At 46.1% G+C, this 18,291-nt stretch carries 20 protein-coding genes; 8 read left to right on the top strand and 12 right to left on the bottom strand.

Features of this window, described 5'->3' with window-relative positions:
- Positions 1-28 precede the first annotated feature (28 nt).
- The 7 genes from SEDOR53_RS0110040 to SEDOR53_RS19490 all read right to left on the bottom strand — a co-directional run bounded on the left by SEDOR53_RS0110040 (position 29) and on the right by SEDOR53_RS19490 (position 5,283).
- A complete protein-coding gene (locus SEDOR53_RS0110040) occupies positions 29-1,450 on the bottom strand; it encodes a Glu/Leu/Phe/Val dehydrogenase (RefSeq protein WP_026769605.1) in 1,422 nt (473 codons plus the stop codon).
- A gap of 75 nt (positions 1,451-1,525) precedes the next feature.
- Positions 1,526-1,741, bottom strand: a complete 216-nt coding sequence (locus SEDOR53_RS0110035; protein WP_026769604.1) for a CcmD family protein — start codon at positions 1,739-1,741, stop codon at positions 1,526-1,528.
- Entirely contained in the window at positions 1,734-2,417 is a 684-nt protein-coding gene (gene ccsA / locus SEDOR53_RS0110030; RefSeq protein WP_198018876.1) for a cytochrome c biogenesis protein CcsA, read from the bottom strand. The genes SEDOR53_RS0110035 and ccsA overlap by 8 nt, the downstream gene beginning before the upstream one ends.
- 94 nt (positions 2,418-2,511) lie before the next feature.
- Positions 2,512-2,724, bottom strand: coding sequence for a hypothetical protein (locus SEDOR53_RS0110025; protein ID WP_026769602.1), 213 nt, complete (start codon positions 2,722-2,724; stop codon positions 2,512-2,514).
- Positions 2,724-3,644, bottom strand: a complete 921-nt coding sequence (locus SEDOR53_RS0110020) for an IS1595 family transposase (protein WP_026769601.1) — start codon at positions 3,642-3,644, stop codon at positions 2,724-2,726. The genes SEDOR53_RS0110025 and SEDOR53_RS0110020 overlap by 1 nt, the downstream gene beginning before the upstream one ends.
- Positions 3,645-3,953: 309 nt before the next feature.
- Positions 3,954-4,889 (bottom strand): P63C domain-containing protein, encoded by a 936-nt coding sequence (locus tag SEDOR53_RS17695; RefSeq protein WP_051416592.1) that lies wholly within the window; start codon positions 4,887-4,889, stop codon positions 3,954-3,956.
- A gap of 16 nt (positions 4,890-4,905) precedes the next feature.
- Positions 4,906-5,283 carry a transposase gene (locus SEDOR53_RS19490; RefSeq protein WP_051416591.1) on the bottom strand — a complete coding sequence of 126 codons (378 nt, stop codon included), beginning with the start codon at positions 5,281-5,283 and terminating at the stop codon, positions 4,906-4,908.
- A 112-nt stretch (positions 5,284-5,395) separates the two neighbouring features.
- On the opposite strand from SEDOR53_RS19490, the gene SEDOR53_RS19085 reads away from it, so the two are divergent.
- The 3 genes from SEDOR53_RS19085 (at position 5,396) to queA (ending at position 8,456) form a co-directional block, all read left to right on the top strand.
- A complete protein-coding gene (locus SEDOR53_RS19085) occupies positions 5,396-5,536 on the top strand; it encodes a hypothetical protein (protein ID WP_157576765.1) in 141 nt (46 codons plus the stop codon).
- Between the two features lie 113 nt (positions 5,537-5,649).
- Positions 5,650-7,344 carry an ABC transporter ATP-binding protein gene (locus SEDOR53_RS0110000; RefSeq protein ID WP_026769599.1) on the top strand — a complete coding sequence of 565 codons (1,695 nt, stop codon included), beginning with the start codon at positions 5,650-5,652 and terminating at the stop codon, positions 7,342-7,344.
- 62 nt (positions 7,345-7,406) lie between these two features.
- Entirely contained in the window at positions 7,407-8,456 is a 1,050-nt protein-coding gene (gene queA, locus SEDOR53_RS0109995) for a tRNA preQ1(34) S-adenosylmethionine ribosyltransferase-isomerase QueA (protein WP_026769598.1), read from the top strand.
- A gap of 177 nt (positions 8,457-8,633) precedes the next feature.
- On the opposite strand, the gene SEDOR53_RS0109990 is transcribed toward queA, so the two are convergent.
- Both SEDOR53_RS0109990 and SEDOR53_RS0109985 read right to left on the bottom strand, forming a co-directional pair.
- On the bottom strand, positions 8,634-9,125 hold the full coding sequence (locus SEDOR53_RS0109990; RefSeq protein WP_026769597.1) for an SRPBCC family protein: 492 nt from the start codon (positions 9,123-9,125) through the stop codon (positions 8,634-8,636).
- Positions 9,126-9,128: 3 nt separating this feature from the next.
- Positions 9,129-10,235, bottom strand: coding sequence for an ABC transporter permease (locus SEDOR53_RS0109985; RefSeq protein ID WP_026769596.1), 1,107 nt, complete (start codon positions 10,233-10,235; stop codon positions 9,129-9,131).
- A gap of 88 nt (positions 10,236-10,323) precedes the next feature.
- Here SEDOR53_RS0109985 and SEDOR53_RS17690 point away from each other — a divergent pair, with 88 nt between their 5' ends.
- Both SEDOR53_RS17690 and SEDOR53_RS0109975 read left to right on the top strand, forming a co-directional pair.
- Positions 10,324-10,767: an antitoxin Xre-like helix-turn-helix domain-containing protein gene (locus tag SEDOR53_RS17690; RefSeq protein WP_157576763.1), complete on the top strand. Its 444-nt coding sequence runs from the start codon at positions 10,324-10,326 to the stop codon at positions 10,765-10,767.
- Positions 10,764-11,243, top strand: coding sequence for an RES family NAD+ phosphorylase (locus SEDOR53_RS0109975; RefSeq protein WP_026769594.1), 480 nt, complete (start codon positions 10,764-10,766; stop codon positions 11,241-11,243). Before SEDOR53_RS17690 ends, SEDOR53_RS0109975 begins: the two co-directional genes overlap by 4 nt.
- On the opposite strand, the gene sppA is transcribed toward SEDOR53_RS0109975, so the two are convergent.
- Positions 11,224-12,984 carry a signal peptide peptidase SppA gene (gene sppA / locus SEDOR53_RS0109970; protein ID WP_026769593.1) on the bottom strand — a complete coding sequence of 587 codons (1,761 nt, stop codon included), beginning with the start codon at positions 12,982-12,984 and terminating at the stop codon, positions 11,224-11,226. The two genes, SEDOR53_RS0109975 and sppA, sit on opposite strands and share 20 nt — an antisense overlap.
- A 59-nt stretch (positions 12,985-13,043) precedes the next feature.
- On the opposite strand from sppA, the gene folK reads away from it, so the two are divergent.
- Genes folK through SEDOR53_RS0109955 form a run of 3 tightly spaced genes read left to right on the top strand, consistent with a single transcriptional unit; the run spans position 13,044 to position 15,468 of the window.
- On the top strand, positions 13,044-13,523 hold the full coding sequence (gene folK / locus SEDOR53_RS0109965) for a 2-amino-4-hydroxy-6-hydroxymethyldihydropteridine diphosphokinase (protein WP_026769592.1): 480 nt from the start codon (positions 13,044-13,046) through the stop codon (positions 13,521-13,523).
- A gap of 51 nt (positions 13,524-13,574) precedes the next feature.
- Positions 13,575-14,207, top strand: coding sequence for a deoxynucleoside kinase (locus SEDOR53_RS0109960; RefSeq protein WP_026769591.1), 633 nt, complete (start codon positions 13,575-13,577; stop codon positions 14,205-14,207).
- 10 nt (positions 14,208-14,217) lie between these two features.
- The gene (locus SEDOR53_RS0109955; RefSeq protein WP_037360998.1) at positions 14,218-15,468 is read left to right on the top strand and encodes an MFS transporter; all 1,251 of its coding nucleotides are present in this window, start codon (positions 14,218-14,220) and stop codon (positions 15,466-15,468) included.
- Here SEDOR53_RS0109955 and SEDOR53_RS0109950 read toward each other — a convergent pair.
- On the bottom strand, positions 15,465-17,690 hold the full coding sequence (locus SEDOR53_RS0109950) for a cation:proton antiporter (protein WP_026769589.1): 2,226 nt from the start codon (positions 17,688-17,690) through the stop codon (positions 15,465-15,467). The two genes, SEDOR53_RS0109955 and SEDOR53_RS0109950, sit on opposite strands and share 4 nt — an antisense overlap.
- Positions 17,687-18,184 (bottom strand): YkgJ family cysteine cluster protein, encoded by a 498-nt coding sequence (locus SEDOR53_RS0109945; RefSeq protein WP_026769588.1) that lies wholly within the window; start codon positions 18,182-18,184, stop codon positions 17,687-17,689. Before SEDOR53_RS0109945 ends, SEDOR53_RS0109950 begins: the two co-directional genes overlap by 4 nt.
- Positions 18,185-18,291 lie beyond the last annotated feature (107 nt).

Here is an 18,291-nt window from a genome sequence, read left to right as displayed (position 1 = left end):
GCCCATATGTATAGTGAACCTCAAAACACTAAGGAAAGATACCCAGCTCCGCATACGACGTACCCACTTTATTAATGGCGCAAACATACGCCGCCGTGCGCATATCCGGAATAGCAGGGTTAGCTTTCCAGATATCCATGATCTCACGCGTAGCAGCGATCATGGTTTCTTCCAGTCCGCTGTGTACCAGGTCTACCTCTTCCGGACCATGCAAAATAAATGAACGTTCTGCTTCCGTAACTTTTTTATCGGTGAGCACCTCAATTTGGCTCAGAATATGGCTGTTCATATTCTCGGTGAACCTTTTTTCCATCCGGCCATAACGTACATGGCTCAGGTTCTTCAGCCATTCAAAATAAGAAACGGTTACACCGCCTGCATTCAGGTACATATCGGGTACCACCAAGGTTCCATTGGCTACGAGTATTTCATCCGCTTCGGGTGTAAGCGGGCCATTGGCTGCTTCACCAATGATCTTCGCTTTCACACGCGCCGCATTGCCGGCATTGATCACATTTTCCAATGCCGCCGGTATCAATATATCGCAAGCCAGTTCGAGGGCTTCATTGCTGCTTTGCAGGTTTTGTGCTCCGGGGAAATTGAGTATGGAGCCTGTTTTTTTACGGTGCTGGAATACTTCTTCTTCATTCAATCCTTTCTCACTGTAAATGGCGCCTTCGTATTCGGCAATGGCTATCACTTTGGATCCGTGTTCGCGGAAAAACCTGGCAGAATGGTATCCTACATTACCCAATCCCTGAACTACTACTGTTTTTCCTTCCACACCGGTGGCGAGTCCGAGTTTACCCATTACATCCGGCATGCTGCACACTTCTCTGATACCGAAGAACACACCCAGGCCTGTTGCTTCTTTTCGTCCCCTTACCCCGCCTTGCGAAACGGGTTTACCGGTTACACAGCCGGCTGCATCGATCTCACCGGGTTTCAATGAAGTATAGGTATCTACGATCCAGGCCATTTCTCTTTCACCGGTTCCGTAATCGGGAGCCGGTACATCAATGCCTGGTCCGATGAAATTTTTCTTTACCAGTTCACTCGTATAACGTCTTGTGATCTTTTCCAGTTCATACACACTGTGCTTGCGCGGGTTGATCTTGATGCCTCCTTTACCTCCACCGAACGGAACATTCACGATAGCGCATTTATAAGTCATGAGCGACGCCAGCGCCATCACTTCATCCTGGTTCACTTCTTCGCTGAAACGGATACCACCTTTGCAAGGCGATTTATGCTGTGAGTGTTGCACCCGGTACGCTTCGATCACTTCAATACTTCCATCATCCATCTTAACAGGGAAACGCATACTGTACACGCTGTTACAGGCTTTGATCTGTTCCAGCACCCCCTTCTCCCATCGGGTAAATTTGGCCGCTTTATCAAAACTCCTTTCAACGCTTTGAAAGAAGCTGTACGGTTTTTGTTCTGACATGAGCTAATCGTTTTTAGTTAGTTTTTTTTGACTTGTATAGAACAGCAGTGTGAGCGCACTGCCCGTTGAACGATTTTATTTTTTCTCCATCTGCGAAATCTTTTTATCCAGCATAAAGAGGTATACGAACATGCCGAGTAATATGGTCAATACTACGGCAACCACCACATAGATCCTGCCATTGCTGTGCATGAAATCGTTGGGTTCGTTCGGAACGGTAGTCTGTGCATGTGTAATTACCGATACCATCATCATTGTTAATACCAGGAATATTCTTGTGAACTTATTCATGAGCCAGTCTTTTTTGTTGAATGAGTTGAACGCGGATCCGCAGGGTGGTGATCCATACGCCCAGTAATGTCCATCCGATAAAAGCCGGATACATCACGCTGCGCATGGCGGGTGAGCTGTCTTTGGGATTGAGTCCGGGGTTCCCTTCACTTCCCTGTCCCCCCGGATGCAGGCTTTCCGTTAACCTGGGCAGTATCCAAATTGTAGGGAATAGCATGAAAAAGGCAAATATGTTATATACCGCTCCTATACGTGCGCGTTTTTCTTCATCATGCAGGCTGCCGCGTACCACGAAATAAGCAAAATAGATCAGCACACCAATGGCCGCCCCATTCTGTTTCGGGTCGCTACTCCAGGCTTTGCCCCATTGGGAGCTAGCCCAGATCATACCAGTGAGCAACCCCAGTACGCCAAAGAAAGCCCCCGTTCTTGCAAATTCTATTGAATAGATGTCTGCCGTTACATCCGGCTTGTTCAAGTATTTGATGGCGTACACTACTGAAACGGTGAAACACACCATCATGGCTATCCACATGGGCACATGGAAAAAAAGGTTGCGGATGGTCTGGTGAAGCGGCACGCCCGGCGGGGAAGGCACTTTCACCAAAAAACCGACCGAGCAGGTATAAATAAGCAGTACGAATGCCAGAATCTTCCACCAGGATTTGCGAATCATGAATCTGTTTTTTGCAGATAAACTAACAACTGTGAGCGCAAAATTAGGGCAACTATATACAAGTTGGGCGGAAATGAATAAAAAAAGAACGGAATCACCCGTTCTTCTGAATTTTAAGAGGAGTTCTCACATCCACCCGGTAACTGTGATCCAGTAGGAAGTCAATAACAGCCCCGTTTTTAAGTTCATCTTTCTTATGTCTTGCCAAGAACATACGGTATTTTGCCCCTTCCCCGTTTTTCTGCTTTGCCTTTGCTTTAAACTGCTCGGAGCCTATCAGGTGTTCAATGGCTTCTTTTAGTTCCATTATTTGCCAATTAAACGGTTATACGTTAATCTTCCCTCACTGTTCTGCAAGCTGACATCAAATCTTTCATTATCTGCTATTCTACGGGTATTATACCGTGCTGCAAATTCATCGCAATACCTCTGTAGGTGCTGCGGGCTTACTTGATGGTAAATACCGTACAAGCCACGTTTCAGGAGGCTCCAGAAGTTCTCTACTCCATTGGTGTGGAACTTACCATTTACATACTGTCCTTTGCTATGGTCAATAACCACATGGGTAAAGTTATTTTCCTTAGAAAGGAAAGCATACATACTGTAAGAATCTGTTACCATAGTGCTGCCCTTCTCTACATAGGTGTCGATCAATTCCTTTGCATTCTTTTTGGTTACCCATTCAGAAACCTGTACCACAATCTTACCACCAGTTTCAACAATACCGAATACAGGGGTTTTATCGTCCGTCCGGCCTACACCTTCGGGCTTTACCTTGCGTTTACTTAAATGCTTGTTTTTCTCTTTACCACCCACATAGGTTTCATCAATCTGAACTTCGGTTTTGAGCATTTGCGGGGCTTTTGCTCGTAGCATTTCACGGATACGGTGTAACATAAACCACGCTGTCTTTTGAGTTACCCCCAATTGACGCCCTAATTGCAAAGAACTGATACCTTTCTTTGAAGAGGTGAACAGATATACGGCTGCAAACCAAGTTCTAAGGCTTATTTTGCTGTTTTCATAGATTGTGCCTACTGTTACGGAGAACTTCTTATCACAGAATTTATCCCCACAACGATATCCGCGGCTCGTCCTGTAAACCTTAGAGCAGCCACAAAAGGGGCATTCAGGCGAATCGCCCCATCTTTGCTGCTCCAAATACTTTTTGCAGGTATCTTCATCCTTGAAAGTGTCGAAAAGCTGCTGTAGGTTCTTGAAATTCATCAGGTTTATTTGTTAGACAAATATAGGGGAAATACCCGAAAGTGTAAAATTATTTTACACTAATTGTAAAAAATATTTACACTTTCTTGCATAAACCACAAAAAGAAGTATCTTTGAAATGTAAAGAGGCAGCCCTTGCGAGACTGCCCCTTTGTTGGTCTGCTGTTTAAATAGTGTGTAAGGTTTCGGATTATGAATCCGATCTTTTACTACCAGTTCTGGACTGCCCAGTATATACTGGCTGGGTACGCAGCGAACTCTATTATGGAATGAACCGAATTTCAACCACTCATTTAGTGGTTTTTTTATTTATATATCATCGAAATCTAGTTCCTGAACTTGGCTTCCGTCTGATTCAAATTTTGGAAGCGCGCGGTTTACCATTCTTTCCCAATTAGCCCAATTATAACCTGCTGCCTTAGCAAACAGGGTTAATGCTTTTAAGTGCTCCTTTAGCATTGGGTGTCCATAATCAATATCAATATGCTGTGTGTGTTTAGCCTTTCTTTTGCCGCTCTCATCTTTAGGATTTATAGTTCTCAATTCTGTTAAGACATTAGGTGCAATCCTAGAATAGACGTAATTGTTTATGTAATGACCAATATATTGAGGCTTTTTCCCTTTGTTAGCCAAGGACCAATTAAGATTTCGCATTTTAAAAATTGCTTCAAAAAACTCATCTGGGTATGTCTTTATATAGATGCCTCTTTCCTCCCTAATAAACTTTGATAAGAATTCCTGCAAGGCATTTTTTTCTCTCAATTCTTGGTATCCTGTAACCTCGTCAACTAATGCGATAATACCCACCTTTGCAAAAGCATCATCAAGTATTTCAGCATTTTGTCCAATTGTTTGGTTTCTTTCACTTAGTTCCCCTCGCAAATAAGCCTTAGAAACTGCCCTAACTATTTCTTGAAGTAGTGTTGCCTCATACCCATAGTGATCTGTTTTATTAACACTAAACACTATAGGGTTGAGCAGCACATCTAAACCAGTGCTAATCAATGTAATAAGATTGTTTTGGTCTAAAAATCTTACCAATCGGGCAGCACCCCCATATTCCTTGTATTTATCCCTAGAACCACCTTGTGTAACCCCTAACGCCTTATATAACCCACGTTGTACAATTACGCGTCTTCCATCCTCCAATACATAACAGGGTATTTCAATTTCTCCAATTATAAGCGGTTTGTCGGCAGAACCGAATTTCGCTTCTAATACTTTATTGTTAGTTTTCTTTCTCATTTTAGCGAATTTAATTTTATATAAAATGTTTAATGAATTCTGGTGACTCCTGGTTAGCAATCTTAATCCTATTCGCCATAAAACAAGCAGTATCCTTTGTCACATGAATGGCTTTTGCCAACTGCCTCGCACTAATCTTGTCTTTTGTTATTAGAGGTATTGCGACAAACCATTTTTGTAGATCAACCTTTGTTTTATGGAATATCGTTCGGGCTGTTACGCTATAGGAAGACCTGCAATTGCCGCAGTGGTATCGACTTTCCCTAGGCATGGCAGTCTTATTCTTGGATGAGCAGTATGGGCATTTTGGTTTATCGTCCCATAAAATCTTTTCAAGAAGTTTAATACAGTCTTCCTGAGTCTTAAATTTGTTATATAATATTTCCAATTCCATGCGTCCTACTTAATGGTAAGTAAGTTACATTCGATTGAATGACAATTGTTACCTTTATCTATGACAGTTAAAAATATACTACCATTAAGTAGGACAATAAAATATCTGGCTTATGGCAAAGAGTACTAAAAAGCTACCCACCAAACAGGATAAGAAACTGGCTATAAAAGGCAGTTTTGAAGACGTTATTCGTATCTCAGTGGGAAAGCCGCCAACACCCCAAAAAGCGGCCAAAAAGAAGGGCAAAAAATAAAAAAGAACTGATTCTCAATTAAATATCAGATTTACGCCCAACTTGTATATAGTTGCCAAAATTAGGGGAAATGTATGATTAGTGAATAGATGTTTAACTTGTGGAGTGAAGATATGCATCAACCCCTCTTACAAATCAACGATCTCTCCATAGATTTTAGCTCCGATGGCCTTGTTACACAAGCGTTACAGCATATCAGCCTCACTGTAGCACGTGGGGAAATATTGGCCATCGTAGGTGAATCGGGATCGGGCAAATCGGTCACTTCCCTTTCCATATTGCAGTTATTGCCGGCTCCTCCCGCCCTGTACCGGTCGGGCGAGATATTGTTTTCACACGATGGCCACACCAGGGATATTCTCCGGCTTTCTCCTCCGGAACTCCAGGCATTACGCGGCCGGCATATTGCCATGATCTTCCAGGAACCCATGACATCGCTGAACCCTTTGCTCACCTGCGGTTTCCAGGTCATGGAAGCCATCAGGGAGCATTTTTCGCTCTCGGCAGCTGAAGCACGGGAAAAAACAATCGCGCTGTTTGAAGAAGTGCAATTGCCCGATCCGGCGGCGCTGTTCGATCGTTATCCGCACCAGCTCAGCGGTGGACAAAAACAGCGCGTGATGATTGCCATGGCTATGAGTTGCGATCCTGCCCTGCTCATTTGTGACGAGCCTACTACCGCGCTGGATGTAACCGTTCAACAAAGCATCCTGCTGTTGATACGCCGCCTGCAACAACGGAACAATATGGGCGTTATTTTTATTACGCACGATTTTGGAGTGGTGTCTGCCATTGCAGACCGGGTAGCTGTGATGTACAAGGGGCAGTTGGTAGAACAAAACACAACAGCCAACCTGCTCAAAGCGCCGCAACATCCTTATACCAAAGCGCTGCTGGCCTGTCGCCCTGCTTTGTATTCGAAAGGAGAACGATTACCGGTAGTAAGTGATTTCATGGAAGGGACATCGCAGCCTGCTCACCCCTCAACCAACACCTCACAACTAACAACTAACAACGCTCAACTAACAACGCTCTTAAAAGTCTCCAATCTTTCTGTACACTATCCCGGCAAAAAGAATTTCCTGGGCCGTGTATCAACATACAACAAAGCGGTGGACAATGTAAGTTTTGAAGTGTATGAAGGAGAAACGCTGGGACTCGTAGGCGAATCGGGCTGTGGCAAGAGTACACTGGGCCGGGCCTTGTTGCGTTTAATCGATGTAAGCAACGGCAGCCTCCATTATAAAGGGGAAGATCTGTTGGCGGCCAGGGGCAGCAAATTGAAGCATTTGCGCAGGGAACTGCAAATTGTTTTCCAGGACCCTTATTCTTCCCTCAACCCGCGGATAACGATTGGTGAAGCCATTGCCGAGCCTTTGCTGGTACACGGACTGGTTCCTTCTTCCAAAGAAAGAAAAGAAAGGGTGATTGACCTGTTGGAAAAAGTTGGCCTCCAGCCGTCGCATTACAATAGGTATCCGCATGAGTTCAGCGGCGGACAGCGCCAGCGGATCGTAATAGCACGGGCGCTTGCGCTGAACCCCCGGTTTGTGGTATGCGACGAAAGCGTATCGGCGCTGGATGTAAGTGTGCAGGCCCAGGTGCTCAACCTGTTGAACGACCTGAAAAAAACTTTCGGGTTTACGGCTGTCTTCATCTCGCACGACCTGTCGGTAGTACGTTATATCAGCGACAGGATCATGGTCATGAACAAAGGCCGCATTGAAGAATACGGACCGGCTGAACAGGTTTACCATCAGCCACAATCTGCTTATACGCAACGCCTGATTGCCTCCATACCGCGGTAAAAGGCTGTTTGAGCAAAATTTCGTACCTTTGCCGACTTCACTAAAAAAACTCATGCCGTAACATGAAATTATCACAATTCAAATTTGACCTTCCTTTAAACCTTATTGCACAAAATCCAACCAAAAGACGAGAAGACAGCCGAATGATGGTGGTAGACCGTAAAAGCGGTCACATGGAAAACAGACATTTCCGCGACATCATTGAATACTTCGATGACAAGGATGTGTTTGTAGTGAACAACACCAAAGTGTTTCCTGCGCGTATGTATGGCCGCAAGGAAAAGACCGGCGCCAAGATCGAAGTTTTTCTGTTGCGTGAGCTGAACAAGCCCAACCGTTTGTGGGATGTGATCGTTGATCCCGCAAGAAAGATAAGGGTAGGTAATAAACTGTACTTCGGAGACAATGAAGAACTGGTGGCGGAAGTAATTGACAATACTACCAGCCGCGGACGTACCATCCGTTTCCTTTGGGATGATGATGATGAGAGCTTCAAAAAAATGCTCGAATTTTTGGGTGAGACACCGCTGCCCAAATACATCAAGCGCAAGCCCGATGAAGAAGACAAAGAACGTTACCAAACTGTATATGCCAAATACGAGGGGGCTGTTGCCGCTCCTACGGCTGGCTTGCATTTCAGCAAGGAGCTGATCAAGCGTTGCGAGATACTGGGTATCCGTTTTGCAGAAGTAACCCTGCATACCGGCCTTGGCACTTTCCGTCCTATTGAAGTGGAAGACCTCAGCAAACACAAGATGGATGCTGAATATTACGCCATTACCGAAGAAGCGTGCCGGATCGTTAATAAAGCAAAAGAAACCGGTCGCCGCGTTTGTTCTATCGGCACCACTACCATGCGCGCCATGGAAAGCAGCTTCACTGCGCAGAAATTACTGAAGCCGAGTGAAGGATGGACCAACCATTTCATCCATCCGCCTTATACATTCAATGTGGCGGACAGCCTGGTAACCAATTTTCACCTGCCTAAAACCAGCCTGCTTATCATGACATGCGCCTTTGCGGGTTATGACCTGGCTATGGAAGCTTATAAAAAAGCCATCAAGGATAAATACCGTTTCTTCAGCTACGGCGATGCCTTGCTGATCATCTGATCTGTACCACAACGATGGCATTATGAAAGAAGCCACCTGGCATAAACCGGGTGGCTTCTTTATTTCGAGAATTGTTCCCCATGTGCATTGTTAGTTTGGGGGGATAAGTATACGGTCAAACCGAATCGTGAGCTAAACTAACGAACAGCGGCCGTCCAACCTGACCAAATTTAACGATTATTTATTTTCTAAGCTTCTTTTAAGGTTGTCGAGGTTTTTCTCCATCATTGGTCCCATGATCTTGTCGTTCATCATAGACCCCAGTTTGGCCCATGGATACCATTTTACCTGCTCTACGAATTGCCATTGTACCACCGTTTGGGGCTGCCCGGGCCGTGAGATCAGCCGGATGGTGGCTACCTGCGGGTTGCTTTTTTTACTGGTCCAGTTCGATACTATCGCAGTATCGGACACCGTGCCGATGGTTACCTCCGTTCCACCCAATGTGGCGCTGGTGGCCGAATGTATTTGAACCCCGGGGCTTTCCATTCCATCCACCCACGCTGTCCATTGACGTATATCTTTCACTTTAGCAAGGACCGAATCGGGCGGCGCCTCTATGGTCACGGCCCTGGACACCAGCACCATGGAGGGCAATAAAAGAGAAAGCCCGGTAGAGAGGGCAAAAAGTATTACCAGGCTTACCAGTACCAGTTTAATCAATCGCATCGGTTATTCCCATTTGAAGGTTTTAAAAGCAATGGCGTAAATCACTACCGCCCATATTCCCAAAATACCCAATTCCCTCCAGCAACTCGCCAGGCTGGCGCCTTCAAAAGCGATATTGCGCATGGCATTGTTGAAATGCGTTAATGGCAGCAGCTTACACAAAGGCTGCAGCCAGGCGGGAAAAGCTTCGATGGAGAAGAAAGTGCCTGCCAGCAGGAATTGCGGCAAAGTGATGAGGTTGGCAAAGGGCGGAATGGTGCTTTCGTTCTTCGCCACACTGCTCACAATAAAACCAAAGCCCATGAATAAGATCAGGGCCACGAAGCTGAGCAACATGATCTCCAGGAAGGTCTGCATGCCATGCACCAGCGTGAACTTGAACAGGAAATGCCCCACTCCTATGATAATGATCGCCGTAAACATCTGGAACAATACCCGGCTGATGGCTTCCCCCAGCACAATATAGGAGCGCCGGATAGGCGTTGCATAAAACCTTTTCAATACCAGTTGCTGGCGAAGGTTGAAGAAGAGAAACGCTACACCAAATACACCGGAGCTGAGCAACGAAAAGCCAAGCTGACCAGGCAGGATAAAATCAATGGTCCTGTAAATGCGGCCAGGGATTTTCTGCACGTTATTGTTGATGATGGCGATGGTAGGTATGTTAGGATAAGCGCGTTGGTTGATACCGGATATGACCGCATTAAGGATGGATTGCAGCACCTGGATGTTCTGCGGACTCACAGCCTCCGAGCTCTGCAGGCTGATCTTGTAAGGTGGATTGGTAAGTCCTGATTTTTCAATGTTGATGACGGCTGTCAGTCTCCCTTTTTCAAGGTCTTCTTTTATCTCAGCCTCGGATTTGTTCACCACATGCAAAGCTGCGATGTTCCTGATGGCCTGGTAAACGGGGTTGGTGGTATCGGTATGGCTGGCGAATGCAATGTTGACCGACACCTTACCTCCTCCGCCAATGAATCCGAAAACCAGGATAAAGATCAGGGGGAAAGCAATGCTGAAAATTACGGCCGAAGGGCTGCGGAAAGTGGCTCTCAGGCTGCCTTTGGTGATGGCGAGCATCGCTTTGGCCTGGCTATAAGTACCTGTCATGCGTTGTTGATTAGGGGACAAATCTATTTTTTATTTTTTGTTCGGAGGAACAGACAAAAGTCGTATATTTGTATAACAAATGACGGATATGGCAAAAGCGAGAAAATACCCCAAACAAGATGCCCTTCCTCCCAAAGTAAGTGAAGAGCCGGCAGCTTATATGCCTGCTAAAAAGCAGCCCATCAGTGTTGCCGATTTCAGTTACCGAAAATTTAAAAAAATTGCCGATCTCGTTCCTTTTACACAAACCGAATGGGCCAATATTCTTCACCTTTCCGAAAGAACCCTACAGCGTTATGCCAAAAACAACAGTTCTTTCGAAGGCATTTACACAGACCGTATCCTTGAAATGCAGGAGCTTATTGAAACCGGCCTCGAAACCTTTTCTTCCTCCGATGCTTTTTACCGCTGGCTCAAAAAAGACAAGCAAATACTGGGGCACAACCTCAATTTCGAGTCGTTATACAACAGCCGCGGCATCATTGAACTCACCGATCAGTTAGCCAGGATTCAATACGGGGTCTATTCATGATCGTCTACCGCATTGCACATAAAAAATATGCAGACGATCTTTCAGGAACGGGTGCCCGGCTGAGAGGTGGCAGGTGGAATCCAAAAGGATTACCATTGCTGTATACCAGTGAACATATTTCATTGGCCCTGCTCGAGACCCTGGTGAACGCATGCTCGCTGGAAGACCTGCAAATGTTGCGGCTCATGCAGATCGAAATTCCGGGCCGCACTGCCCACAGTCACATCATAGAGAATAAGAACCTGAAAAAGAACTGGCAACAGGATTTTGATTACACACAATGGATGGGACAGGAAATCGTCCGTAACAAAGAAGTACTTTACATCCGCTGTCCTTCTGCAGTGGTACCCCAGGAACATAATTACCTCATCAATCCCCTGCACACCGATTTTGAACGCATCAAGCTGACCGAAGTAAGTGATTTTGAATTCGATCACCGGCTGTTCAAACAAACTATTAGTTCACATCTACCGTAAACGGCATGCGGGCCTGTGGTACCCCGATCATCTGGCGTACCTGCTTTACCTGTTGTAAGACTTTCCACTGTTCTGCACCGATCTCTTCTTTGATCAGGTCTTTGCTTACGGACTTTTTATAATTGCTCATCAATTGTTCCAAAAATCCTTTTTTCTCGGGGTATTCCCTGGTGCGATAGTCTTTCAGTTTCGCCATCCGTGCGGCACAATCAACCGCATCCTGCATCGTTCCTACCCTATCTACCAAACCGATCTGTGAGGCGCGTGTTCCTGTCCATACACGGCCCTGTGCTATACTGTCTACATACACCATGTCTCTTTTTCTTCCTTCGCTTACCCTTGTTTTGAATGTATGGTAGATTGAATCAACGGCTGACTGGACAAATCTTTTCTCTGTTTCATTCAGCGGCCTGTCGCCCGAACCCATATCGGCAAAGGGGGCTGTCTTTACCCTGTCGAATGTTACACCGAGCTTATTCCTGAAAAAGGATTCGAAGTTGGGAACAATGCTGAATACGCCAATAGAACCTGTGATGGTATTGGCATTGGCAAAAACAGAGTCGGCATTGCAGGAAATATAATACCCCCCGGATGCCGCTACATCACCCATGCTCACTACCACAGGCTTTTCTTTTCTTGCCAGGGTAATCTCGCGCCAGATCACATCGCTTGCCAGCGAGCTGCCGCCCGGTGAATTTACTCTGAACACAATGGCCTTAATGTCTTTATCGAGCCGCAGCTTGCGTATCAGGTTCCTGAATTCATCACTGGATACCTGGTCGCTCTCCCCTTTTCCATCTACGATATCTCCCGCAGCATATACAATAGCAATGCGGCCATCGTTGCCTGTTTTTTTGAAATCAACAGCTCTTGCATAATCATTCAATTTTACAAAATTGATTTTCTGTTCCTCCTTTGCAGCGTGGAGTTTCCGGAGTATCGCGGTTTTCACTTCATCATCGTACTTCAAACCGTCTACCAATCCTTGCTGCAAAGCATCCTGAGCAGTCTGTATGGATCCGTTCACCGCCAGCATCCTCAGTTTGGCCGTATCGAGATCACGGCTCTCAGAAGTGGTCTGCAAAAGGCGGCTATATAAATCGCCCAGCCATACGGAGGTCTGCAGCCGATTGGCTTCGGTCATGTGTGTCTCACGTAAAGGCTCGGTAGCGCTCTTGAATTTGCCGGCATAAAATATCTGCGGCTGTATCTCCAGCTTGTCGAGCGCTCCCTTCAGGTACAGCATCCCCGATGAAAAGCCACCCCATTCAACACCACCTTCGGGATGGCAGTACAACTTATTGGCTATGGTACCCACGTAATACCCTTTCTGCGAAATCGCTTCGCCATAAGCCACGATGAACTTTTTGCTGTCTTTGAAATCTGCCAGGGCTTTGCGGAGTTCTTCACTGGCAGCGAAGCCATTGGCATTATGTCCGCATACCAGGTATATCCCTTTGATGGCCGTATCTGCTTTTGCATACCGGATCATCCGCACCACATCGTAGAGTGACGGTATATCATAGGCCCCATCATCGAGAATTGAACCGATGGGGTTTTCCTGCTTTCTTTCCCTGAAATGATTGGCGAGATCTACTACCAGTACCGCATCATTCCCAATGGTGGGTTTTTCGGCAGAAGTAGCGCTGGCAATGAAACCGGCAAGAATGAAAATACCAATCACACATAAAACAACCAGCGCAAGCAGGACGGCAAAAAAGGTTTTAAAAAAGCTTTTCATATTTTTAATTACGGCTTTATGAATTTAAAGATATTTGAAGCCAATTATTCTACCAATTTATGAGAACAGCATATTTGCTGATAGGCGGTAACATGGGCAACCGGCTGGCTTACCTGCAACAGGCTTCAGACGAGATCGAAGCGTCTTGCGGTATTATTACGCGCCGTTCAGCTGTTTATGAAACGGAAGCCTGGGGCCTTACAGACCAGCCGTCCTTTTATAACCAGGCGCTGGCGCTGGAATCTTTCTTTGAGCCGCCACTACTCATGAATGAGCTACTTGGTATTGAGGAACGGATGGGGAGAAAACGCGACATCAAAATGGGTCCCAGGATCATTGATATAGACATTTTATTGATCGACGACCTGGTGATGGACACGCCAAAGCTTTCTGTTCCACATCCTGCACTGGCCTTAAGAAGGTTTGCACTGGCGCCCCTGGCCCAGATAGCAGCCGAATTGGTGCATCCTGTATTGCATAAAACTATCCGGCAATTACTGGATGAATGCCCCGACCGGCTCCATGTGCAAAAAAAATAAGGGTACAGTTGCCCATGACGGTTAATTTTGAAAGTCACCGACCAGCAACTAATGAAGCATCATTTTATTACGGTAGAAGGGAATATCGGCGCCGGCAAAACAACATTGGCCCATTTATTGGCCAAACATTTCAATGCGAGGATCATCCTGGAAGAATTTGCAGACAATCCTTTCCTGCCTAAATTCTACGAGAATCCCCAACAATATGCTTTTCCGCTCGAGCTGTTCTTTATGGCCGAGCGCTACAAACAGATGAAAGACCTGGTACACACCAAGGACCTTTTCCAACACGTGACCGTTTCAGATTATCTCTTTACCAAATGCCTGCTCTTTGCCAAAGTGAACCTGCCCGAGGAAGAGTTCAGGCTTTACCAGAAATTGTTCGAGATCATTCACCAGCAACTGGTATTTCCCGACATCCTCATATACCTGCATGCGCCCGTGCATAAACTACAGGCCAACATCAAAAAAAGGAACCGCGATTATGAACAGTCCATACCCGATGAATACCTGTTCAGCATCCAGGAAACTTATACCAGCTATATCAAACAACACAACATCAAAACCATTTTCATCGACGCCAGCAATGCCGATTTCCTGGGTAATGAAAAGCATTTGCAGGTAGTACTGGATGCATTGGATAAAGATTATGACGTTGGGCAACATTATTTTACGTTGCCATAGACCATGAAACATGACGAATACCGATAGTAACAAAAGAGACCCGTTTGAAGCAGTGCGTATTTCAGAATTCAGGAGCCTGGTCACCGTCAGGTTCCTGTTCATCATGGGGTTGCGCATGATGAGTACCCTGGTTGGCTGGTGGATCTATGAACTCACCAATGCACCTTTCGCAATTGGTTTGATTGGCCTGTCTGAAGTGATCCCTGCCATTTCGATGGCATTATATGCCGGTCATATTATTGACCTGAGCGAGAAAAAAAGGCTGATGCGTACCGGCTTAAGCCTGTACCTGCTTGCAGCGCTTTTATTGGTTTTGCTTTCATCGCGTTTCACCGATGCCCGTCTTTCTCATCACTGGATCGCCCTGAGTATTTACCTGGTTATTTTTTGCACGGGTATCATTCGTTCCTTCACTGGTCCGGTATTCAATGTGATCCTGGCGCAGGTAGTACCTAAATCCAAACTACAGAATGCCACCACCTGGAACCAGGGGGCCTGGCTCACTGCATCGGTATCGGGTCACGCTATCGGCGGATTTCTCATAGCCGGTTTGGGTAATACCGGCACACTGATCACCATCGCCTGCCTGATGGCTGCAGCACTGCTCTTTTCATCAAGACTCAAACAGCATCCTCCCCTGAACGAACGCGGTGAGAAAAAGACCTGGGAAAGTGTAAAAGAAGGGATCGACTTTGTTTTCAAAACAAAAGAAGTGCTGGGTGCGCTTTCGCTCGATCTTTTTGCGGTATTGTTTGGTGGCGCCGTAGCCATGGTACCTGTTTATGCGAGAGATATTTTAAATGTAGGCCCGCGTGGGTTCGGCTTTTTGAATGGCGCATCTGATATAGGTGCCATTTGCATTGTGGTATTGCTGGCTTTGTTTCCCTTACGCAAAAAACAGGGAAGAAAATTATTGTTTGCAGTGGCGGGATTCGGGTTGTGCATCATCACATTTGCGCTCTCAACCACTTTCTGGTTGTCTTTTGCTGCATTGATGCTGAGTGGAATTCTCGACGGTGTTAGCATGGTAGTACGCGGTACCATCATGCAATTGAAAACACCCGATAATATGCGCGGAAGGGTTATGAGCGTGAACTCCATGTTCATCAACAGCAGCAATGAATTAGGTCAGTTTGAAAGCGGTGTAGCTGCAAAGCTCATGGGCGTAGTACCTTCCGTTGTGTTTGGCGGATGCATGACGCTGGGTGTGGTAGTGGTTACCTGGTTCAAAGCTCCCAGCTTGCGAAAAATGGAATATTAGCCCACATTTAACTTCCTGATCTTTTTCCGGTTACCCACTATCCAAAGTATATCGCCCCATTCGAGGATGGTTTGCGAAGAAGGGTTCAACATGCGTTCCCCCCCTCTTTCTATGCCTACTACGAGCCCGTCTGTTTCTTCCCTGATGCCCGATTCACGGATGGTTTTTCCTTTCAGCCGGTTGTGTTCATCCACTATGATGGTTTCCAACTCCACCGTTTCTTTCTCTGCAGGGAAATTGGCTTCATACGCAACGATGATCTTGCCAAACTCCTGCAATTGCTGGTCGGTACCAATTACTCCGATGGTATCGAAGGGAAAAATATGTTCTGTTCGCGCAGGGGCGTACAATGTTTCATTGCCCCTTTCTATAAAAGCTATGTTGATACCGTATTGTTCACGCCATTGGAGTTGTTCCAGTGTATGGCCTATGAAAGGCGCATGCGGACTGATATTATAATGCACCAGGTGCGCATCCCAGGGTGAGAGATGGCTTTGGCTTTTTTGCAGTTCCAGCATTTCTTTTTCGTGCAGGTTGGCGAGAAAACGGTCTTCGATACGCTGGTAGAATTTTTGCAGCCGCTGCCGGAATATCACGCCTACTACAACCATCACCACAATGGTACCGGTTACGGCGGTCCAGAAAGGATATAGTTGTCGCAATAAGAAGCCCACCAATAAAACGGCCAGGATATTACGGGCTATTTCGAGCATCACCAGCGGACCGTGGTTGTATTTATTATCGAGCCACAATGCTGCATAAGCGCTGCGTTTCATTTTTTTCGCTGTCAGGGCCCATACAAACGGCGCCATCATCAGGAGCGCTACCACAGTAGTGATGATTCTTCCCAGTTGCTGGTTTTCAAAATGAAGCAATACAAACGGCAACAGTATATAACTAACCAACAGGATCAACGCAATGATCACTACACTATTCACTACTACTACCTGGAAATAAAAACGGAGCAATTTTTTCCAGTTGCTCTCGCTTTCAATGATCTGCGAGCTGCTGCTGTATTTTTCCAGGCCTGCCAGCCAACGAGCCGGTAATATTTTCTGTAACAGTGTATATAAAGGTTCTGCGAGCTTCATCATATAAGGCGTGGTGAAGGTGGTGATCACCGATACACCTACTGCTATGGGATAGAGATAGGAACTGGTTACATTCAATGAAAGTCCCAGTGTAGCAATAATGAACGAGAACTCCCCGATCTGCGACATACTAGTGCCCGCCTGTACCGCCTGTTTGAGTGGCTTTCCTGCGAGGAGGGCTCCTACGCTTACGAATAAAGTCTTTCCAAGCAAAACGGCCAGCGTTAGCAACAATACGGGCACCGCATATTCCACCAGGATGGCAGGGTTGATGAGCATTCCTACCGAAACAAAGAAAATGGCACCGAACAAATCTTTAACGGAAGCAATAAGGTGTTCAATTTTTTCCGACTGTGTGGTTTCGGCCAATATAGATCCCATGATGAACGCGCCCAATGCAGCAGAGAACCCTACTTTGTCTGCCAACACCACCATGCCCAGGCAAAGCGCCAGGGAAACCACCAATAAAGTTTCACTGCTTAGCCATTTGGAAACCCTTTTGAAAAAAGTAGGCAGCAGGAATATGCCCATGACAAACCAGAGACAGAGAAAAAACAACAATTTCAGGATGGAGAAAACCATTTGCGAACCTTCGAACTGGCGGCTGACAGCAACGGTTGAGAGCAATACCAATAACAAGATGGCTACCAGGTCTTCTATCACCAATACGCCCAATACCAGTCCGGTGAACTGCTTTGATTTTAACCCTAGCTCCTCGAAGGCTCTGAAAATAATGGTAGTGGATGAAATCGCTATTATGCCCCCTAAAAAGAGGCTGTCCATATAAGGCCAACCGAGCAATTGCCCCATTCCATAACCCGTAAGCATCATACATGCCAGTTCCACCACGCCGGTGATGGCTGCCGATCCGCCTACCTTGACCAGTTTTTTAAAGCTGAATTCAATACCCAATGCAAACAGTAAAAACACCACGCCTATTTCGCCCCATATCTTGATCCCTTCGAGATCGGTAATGGTAGGAAATAGCCTGAAATTGGGACCTACAAAAAGACCCGCAATGATATAACCCAATACTACAGGTTGTTTCAACCGCTTGAAAAACAAGGTGATGACTCCTGCGGCACCAAGAATCAGCGCCAAATCTTTGATCAGGGCGGGTACATGGTTCATAGGCTGTTTTTCGCAAGAATATGCAAAAGTTTCTCTAATACATAATGCACTGCGGGACAGAAACTCGAATTTTTCAGTGTGATGGCGGGACGTTTCAATAAAACATCTTCATCTGTGTAAGGAAAGCGGTGACAATCGGAAGGACGCTGCTCATAAATGGAGCAATAGTTTCCTTCTCCCAAAAAAGGACAGGGACTGTTCTTCACCACATAGTCGCCGTCTTCATCCAACCGGAGGTACGTATCGATGAAAACACTTTCTTTCAGCTTAAGGTGCTTGCTGATCCGTTTGATATCAGGGGTTTTGAAGCGCGGGGAGTAGTTTTTACAACAATTGGCGCATTGCAGGCAGTTGATCTGTTCAAAAGCCTCTTCATGCAGGCGCGGCAGCAGTTTCAATGTCTTTTGCTTATCGGCCCGTTGCAAGTACTGCCGGTATTGCTTTTGGTGCTCGGCAGACTTTTTCTCCCAATTATCCATGTTGATTGCATCCATTCACTGGTTTTCGGTCGATGACAAAGATACCATTCTCACCGGTTAGGCCCGGCTTTTCCCCAGCCGGTTACGACAGCGTTTTTTTAACAGTATATCATCTTACCTTT

This window comes from Asinibacterium sp. OR53, assembly GCF_000515315.1.
GTDB lineage: Bacteria > Bacteroidota > Bacteroidia > Chitinophagales > Chitinophagaceae > Sediminibacterium.
Note: the sequence above shows the minus strand (reverse complement) of the source record. Positions and strands in the feature narration are given on the sequence as shown.

Excerpts from the sequence above, each read along its gene's own strand:
- folK (WP_026769592.1), top strand. The coding sequence starts at position 13,044 with ATGAGAACAGCATATTTGCTGATAGGCGGTAACATGGGCAACCGGCTG.
- SEDOR53_RS0109960 (WP_026769591.1), top strand. The coding sequence starts at position 13,575 with ATGAAGCATCATTTTATTACGGTAGAAGGGAATATCGGCGCCGGCAAA.
- SEDOR53_RS0109955 (WP_037360998.1), top strand. The coding sequence starts at position 14,218 with ATGACGAATACCGATAGTAACAAAAGAGACCCGTTTGAAGCAGTGCGT.
- SEDOR53_RS0109945 (WP_026769588.1), bottom strand. The coding sequence starts at position 18,184 with ATGGATGCAATCAACATGGATAATTGGGAGAAAAAGTCTGCCGAGCAC.
- sppA (WP_026769593.1), bottom strand. The coding sequence starts at position 12,984 with ATGAAAAGCTTTTTTAAAACCTTTTTTGCCGTCCTGCTTGCGCTGGTT.
- SEDOR53_RS17690 (WP_157576763.1), top strand. The coding sequence starts at position 10,324 with ATGGCAAAAGCGAGAAAATACCCCAAACAAGATGCCCTTCCTCCCAAA.
- SEDOR53_RS0110020 (WP_026769601.1), bottom strand. The coding sequence starts at position 3,644 with ATGAATTTCAAGAACCTACAGCAGCTTTTCGACACTTTCAAGGATGAA.
- SEDOR53_RS0109990 (WP_026769597.1), bottom strand. The coding sequence starts at position 9,125 with ATGCGATTGATTAAACTGGTACTGGTAAGCCTGGTAATACTTTTTGCC.
- queA (WP_026769598.1), top strand. The coding sequence starts at position 7,407 with ATGAAATTATCACAATTCAAATTTGACCTTCCTTTAAACCTTATTGCA.
- SEDOR53_RS19085 (WP_157576765.1), top strand. The coding sequence starts at position 5,396 with ATGGCAAAGAGTACTAAAAAGCTACCCACCAAACAGGATAAGAAACTG.
- SEDOR53_RS0110040 (WP_026769605.1), bottom strand. The coding sequence starts at position 1,450 with ATGTCAGAACAAAAACCGTACAGCTTCTTTCAAAGCGTTGAAAGGAGT.
- ccsA (WP_198018876.1), bottom strand. The coding sequence starts at position 2,417 with ATGATTCGCAAATCCTGGTGGAAGATTCTGGCATTCGTACTGCTTATT.
- SEDOR53_RS0110000 (WP_026769599.1), top strand. The coding sequence starts at position 5,650 with ATGCATCAACCCCTCTTACAAATCAACGATCTCTCCATAGATTTTAGC.
- SEDOR53_RS0110035 (WP_026769604.1), bottom strand. The coding sequence starts at position 1,741 with ATGAATAAGTTCACAAGAATATTCCTGGTATTAACAATGATGATGGTA.
- SEDOR53_RS17695 (WP_051416592.1), bottom strand. The coding sequence starts at position 4,889 with ATGAGAAAGAAAACTAACAATAAAGTATTAGAAGCGAAATTCGGTTCT.
- SEDOR53_RS0109975 (WP_026769594.1), top strand. The coding sequence starts at position 10,764 with ATGATCGTCTACCGCATTGCACATAAAAAATATGCAGACGATCTTTCA.
- SEDOR53_RS0109950 (WP_026769589.1), bottom strand. The coding sequence starts at position 17,690 with ATGAACCATGTACCCGCCCTGATCAAAGATTTGGCGCTGATTCTTGGT.
- SEDOR53_RS19490 (WP_051416591.1), bottom strand. The coding sequence starts at position 5,283 with ATGGAATTGGAAATATTATATAACAAATTTAAGACTCAGGAAGACTGT.
- SEDOR53_RS0110025 (WP_026769602.1), bottom strand. The coding sequence starts at position 2,724 with ATGGAACTAAAAGAAGCCATTGAACACCTGATAGGCTCCGAGCAGTTT.
- SEDOR53_RS0109985 (WP_026769596.1), bottom strand. The coding sequence starts at position 10,235 with ATGACAGGTACTTATAGCCAGGCCAAAGCGATGCTCGCCATCACCAAA.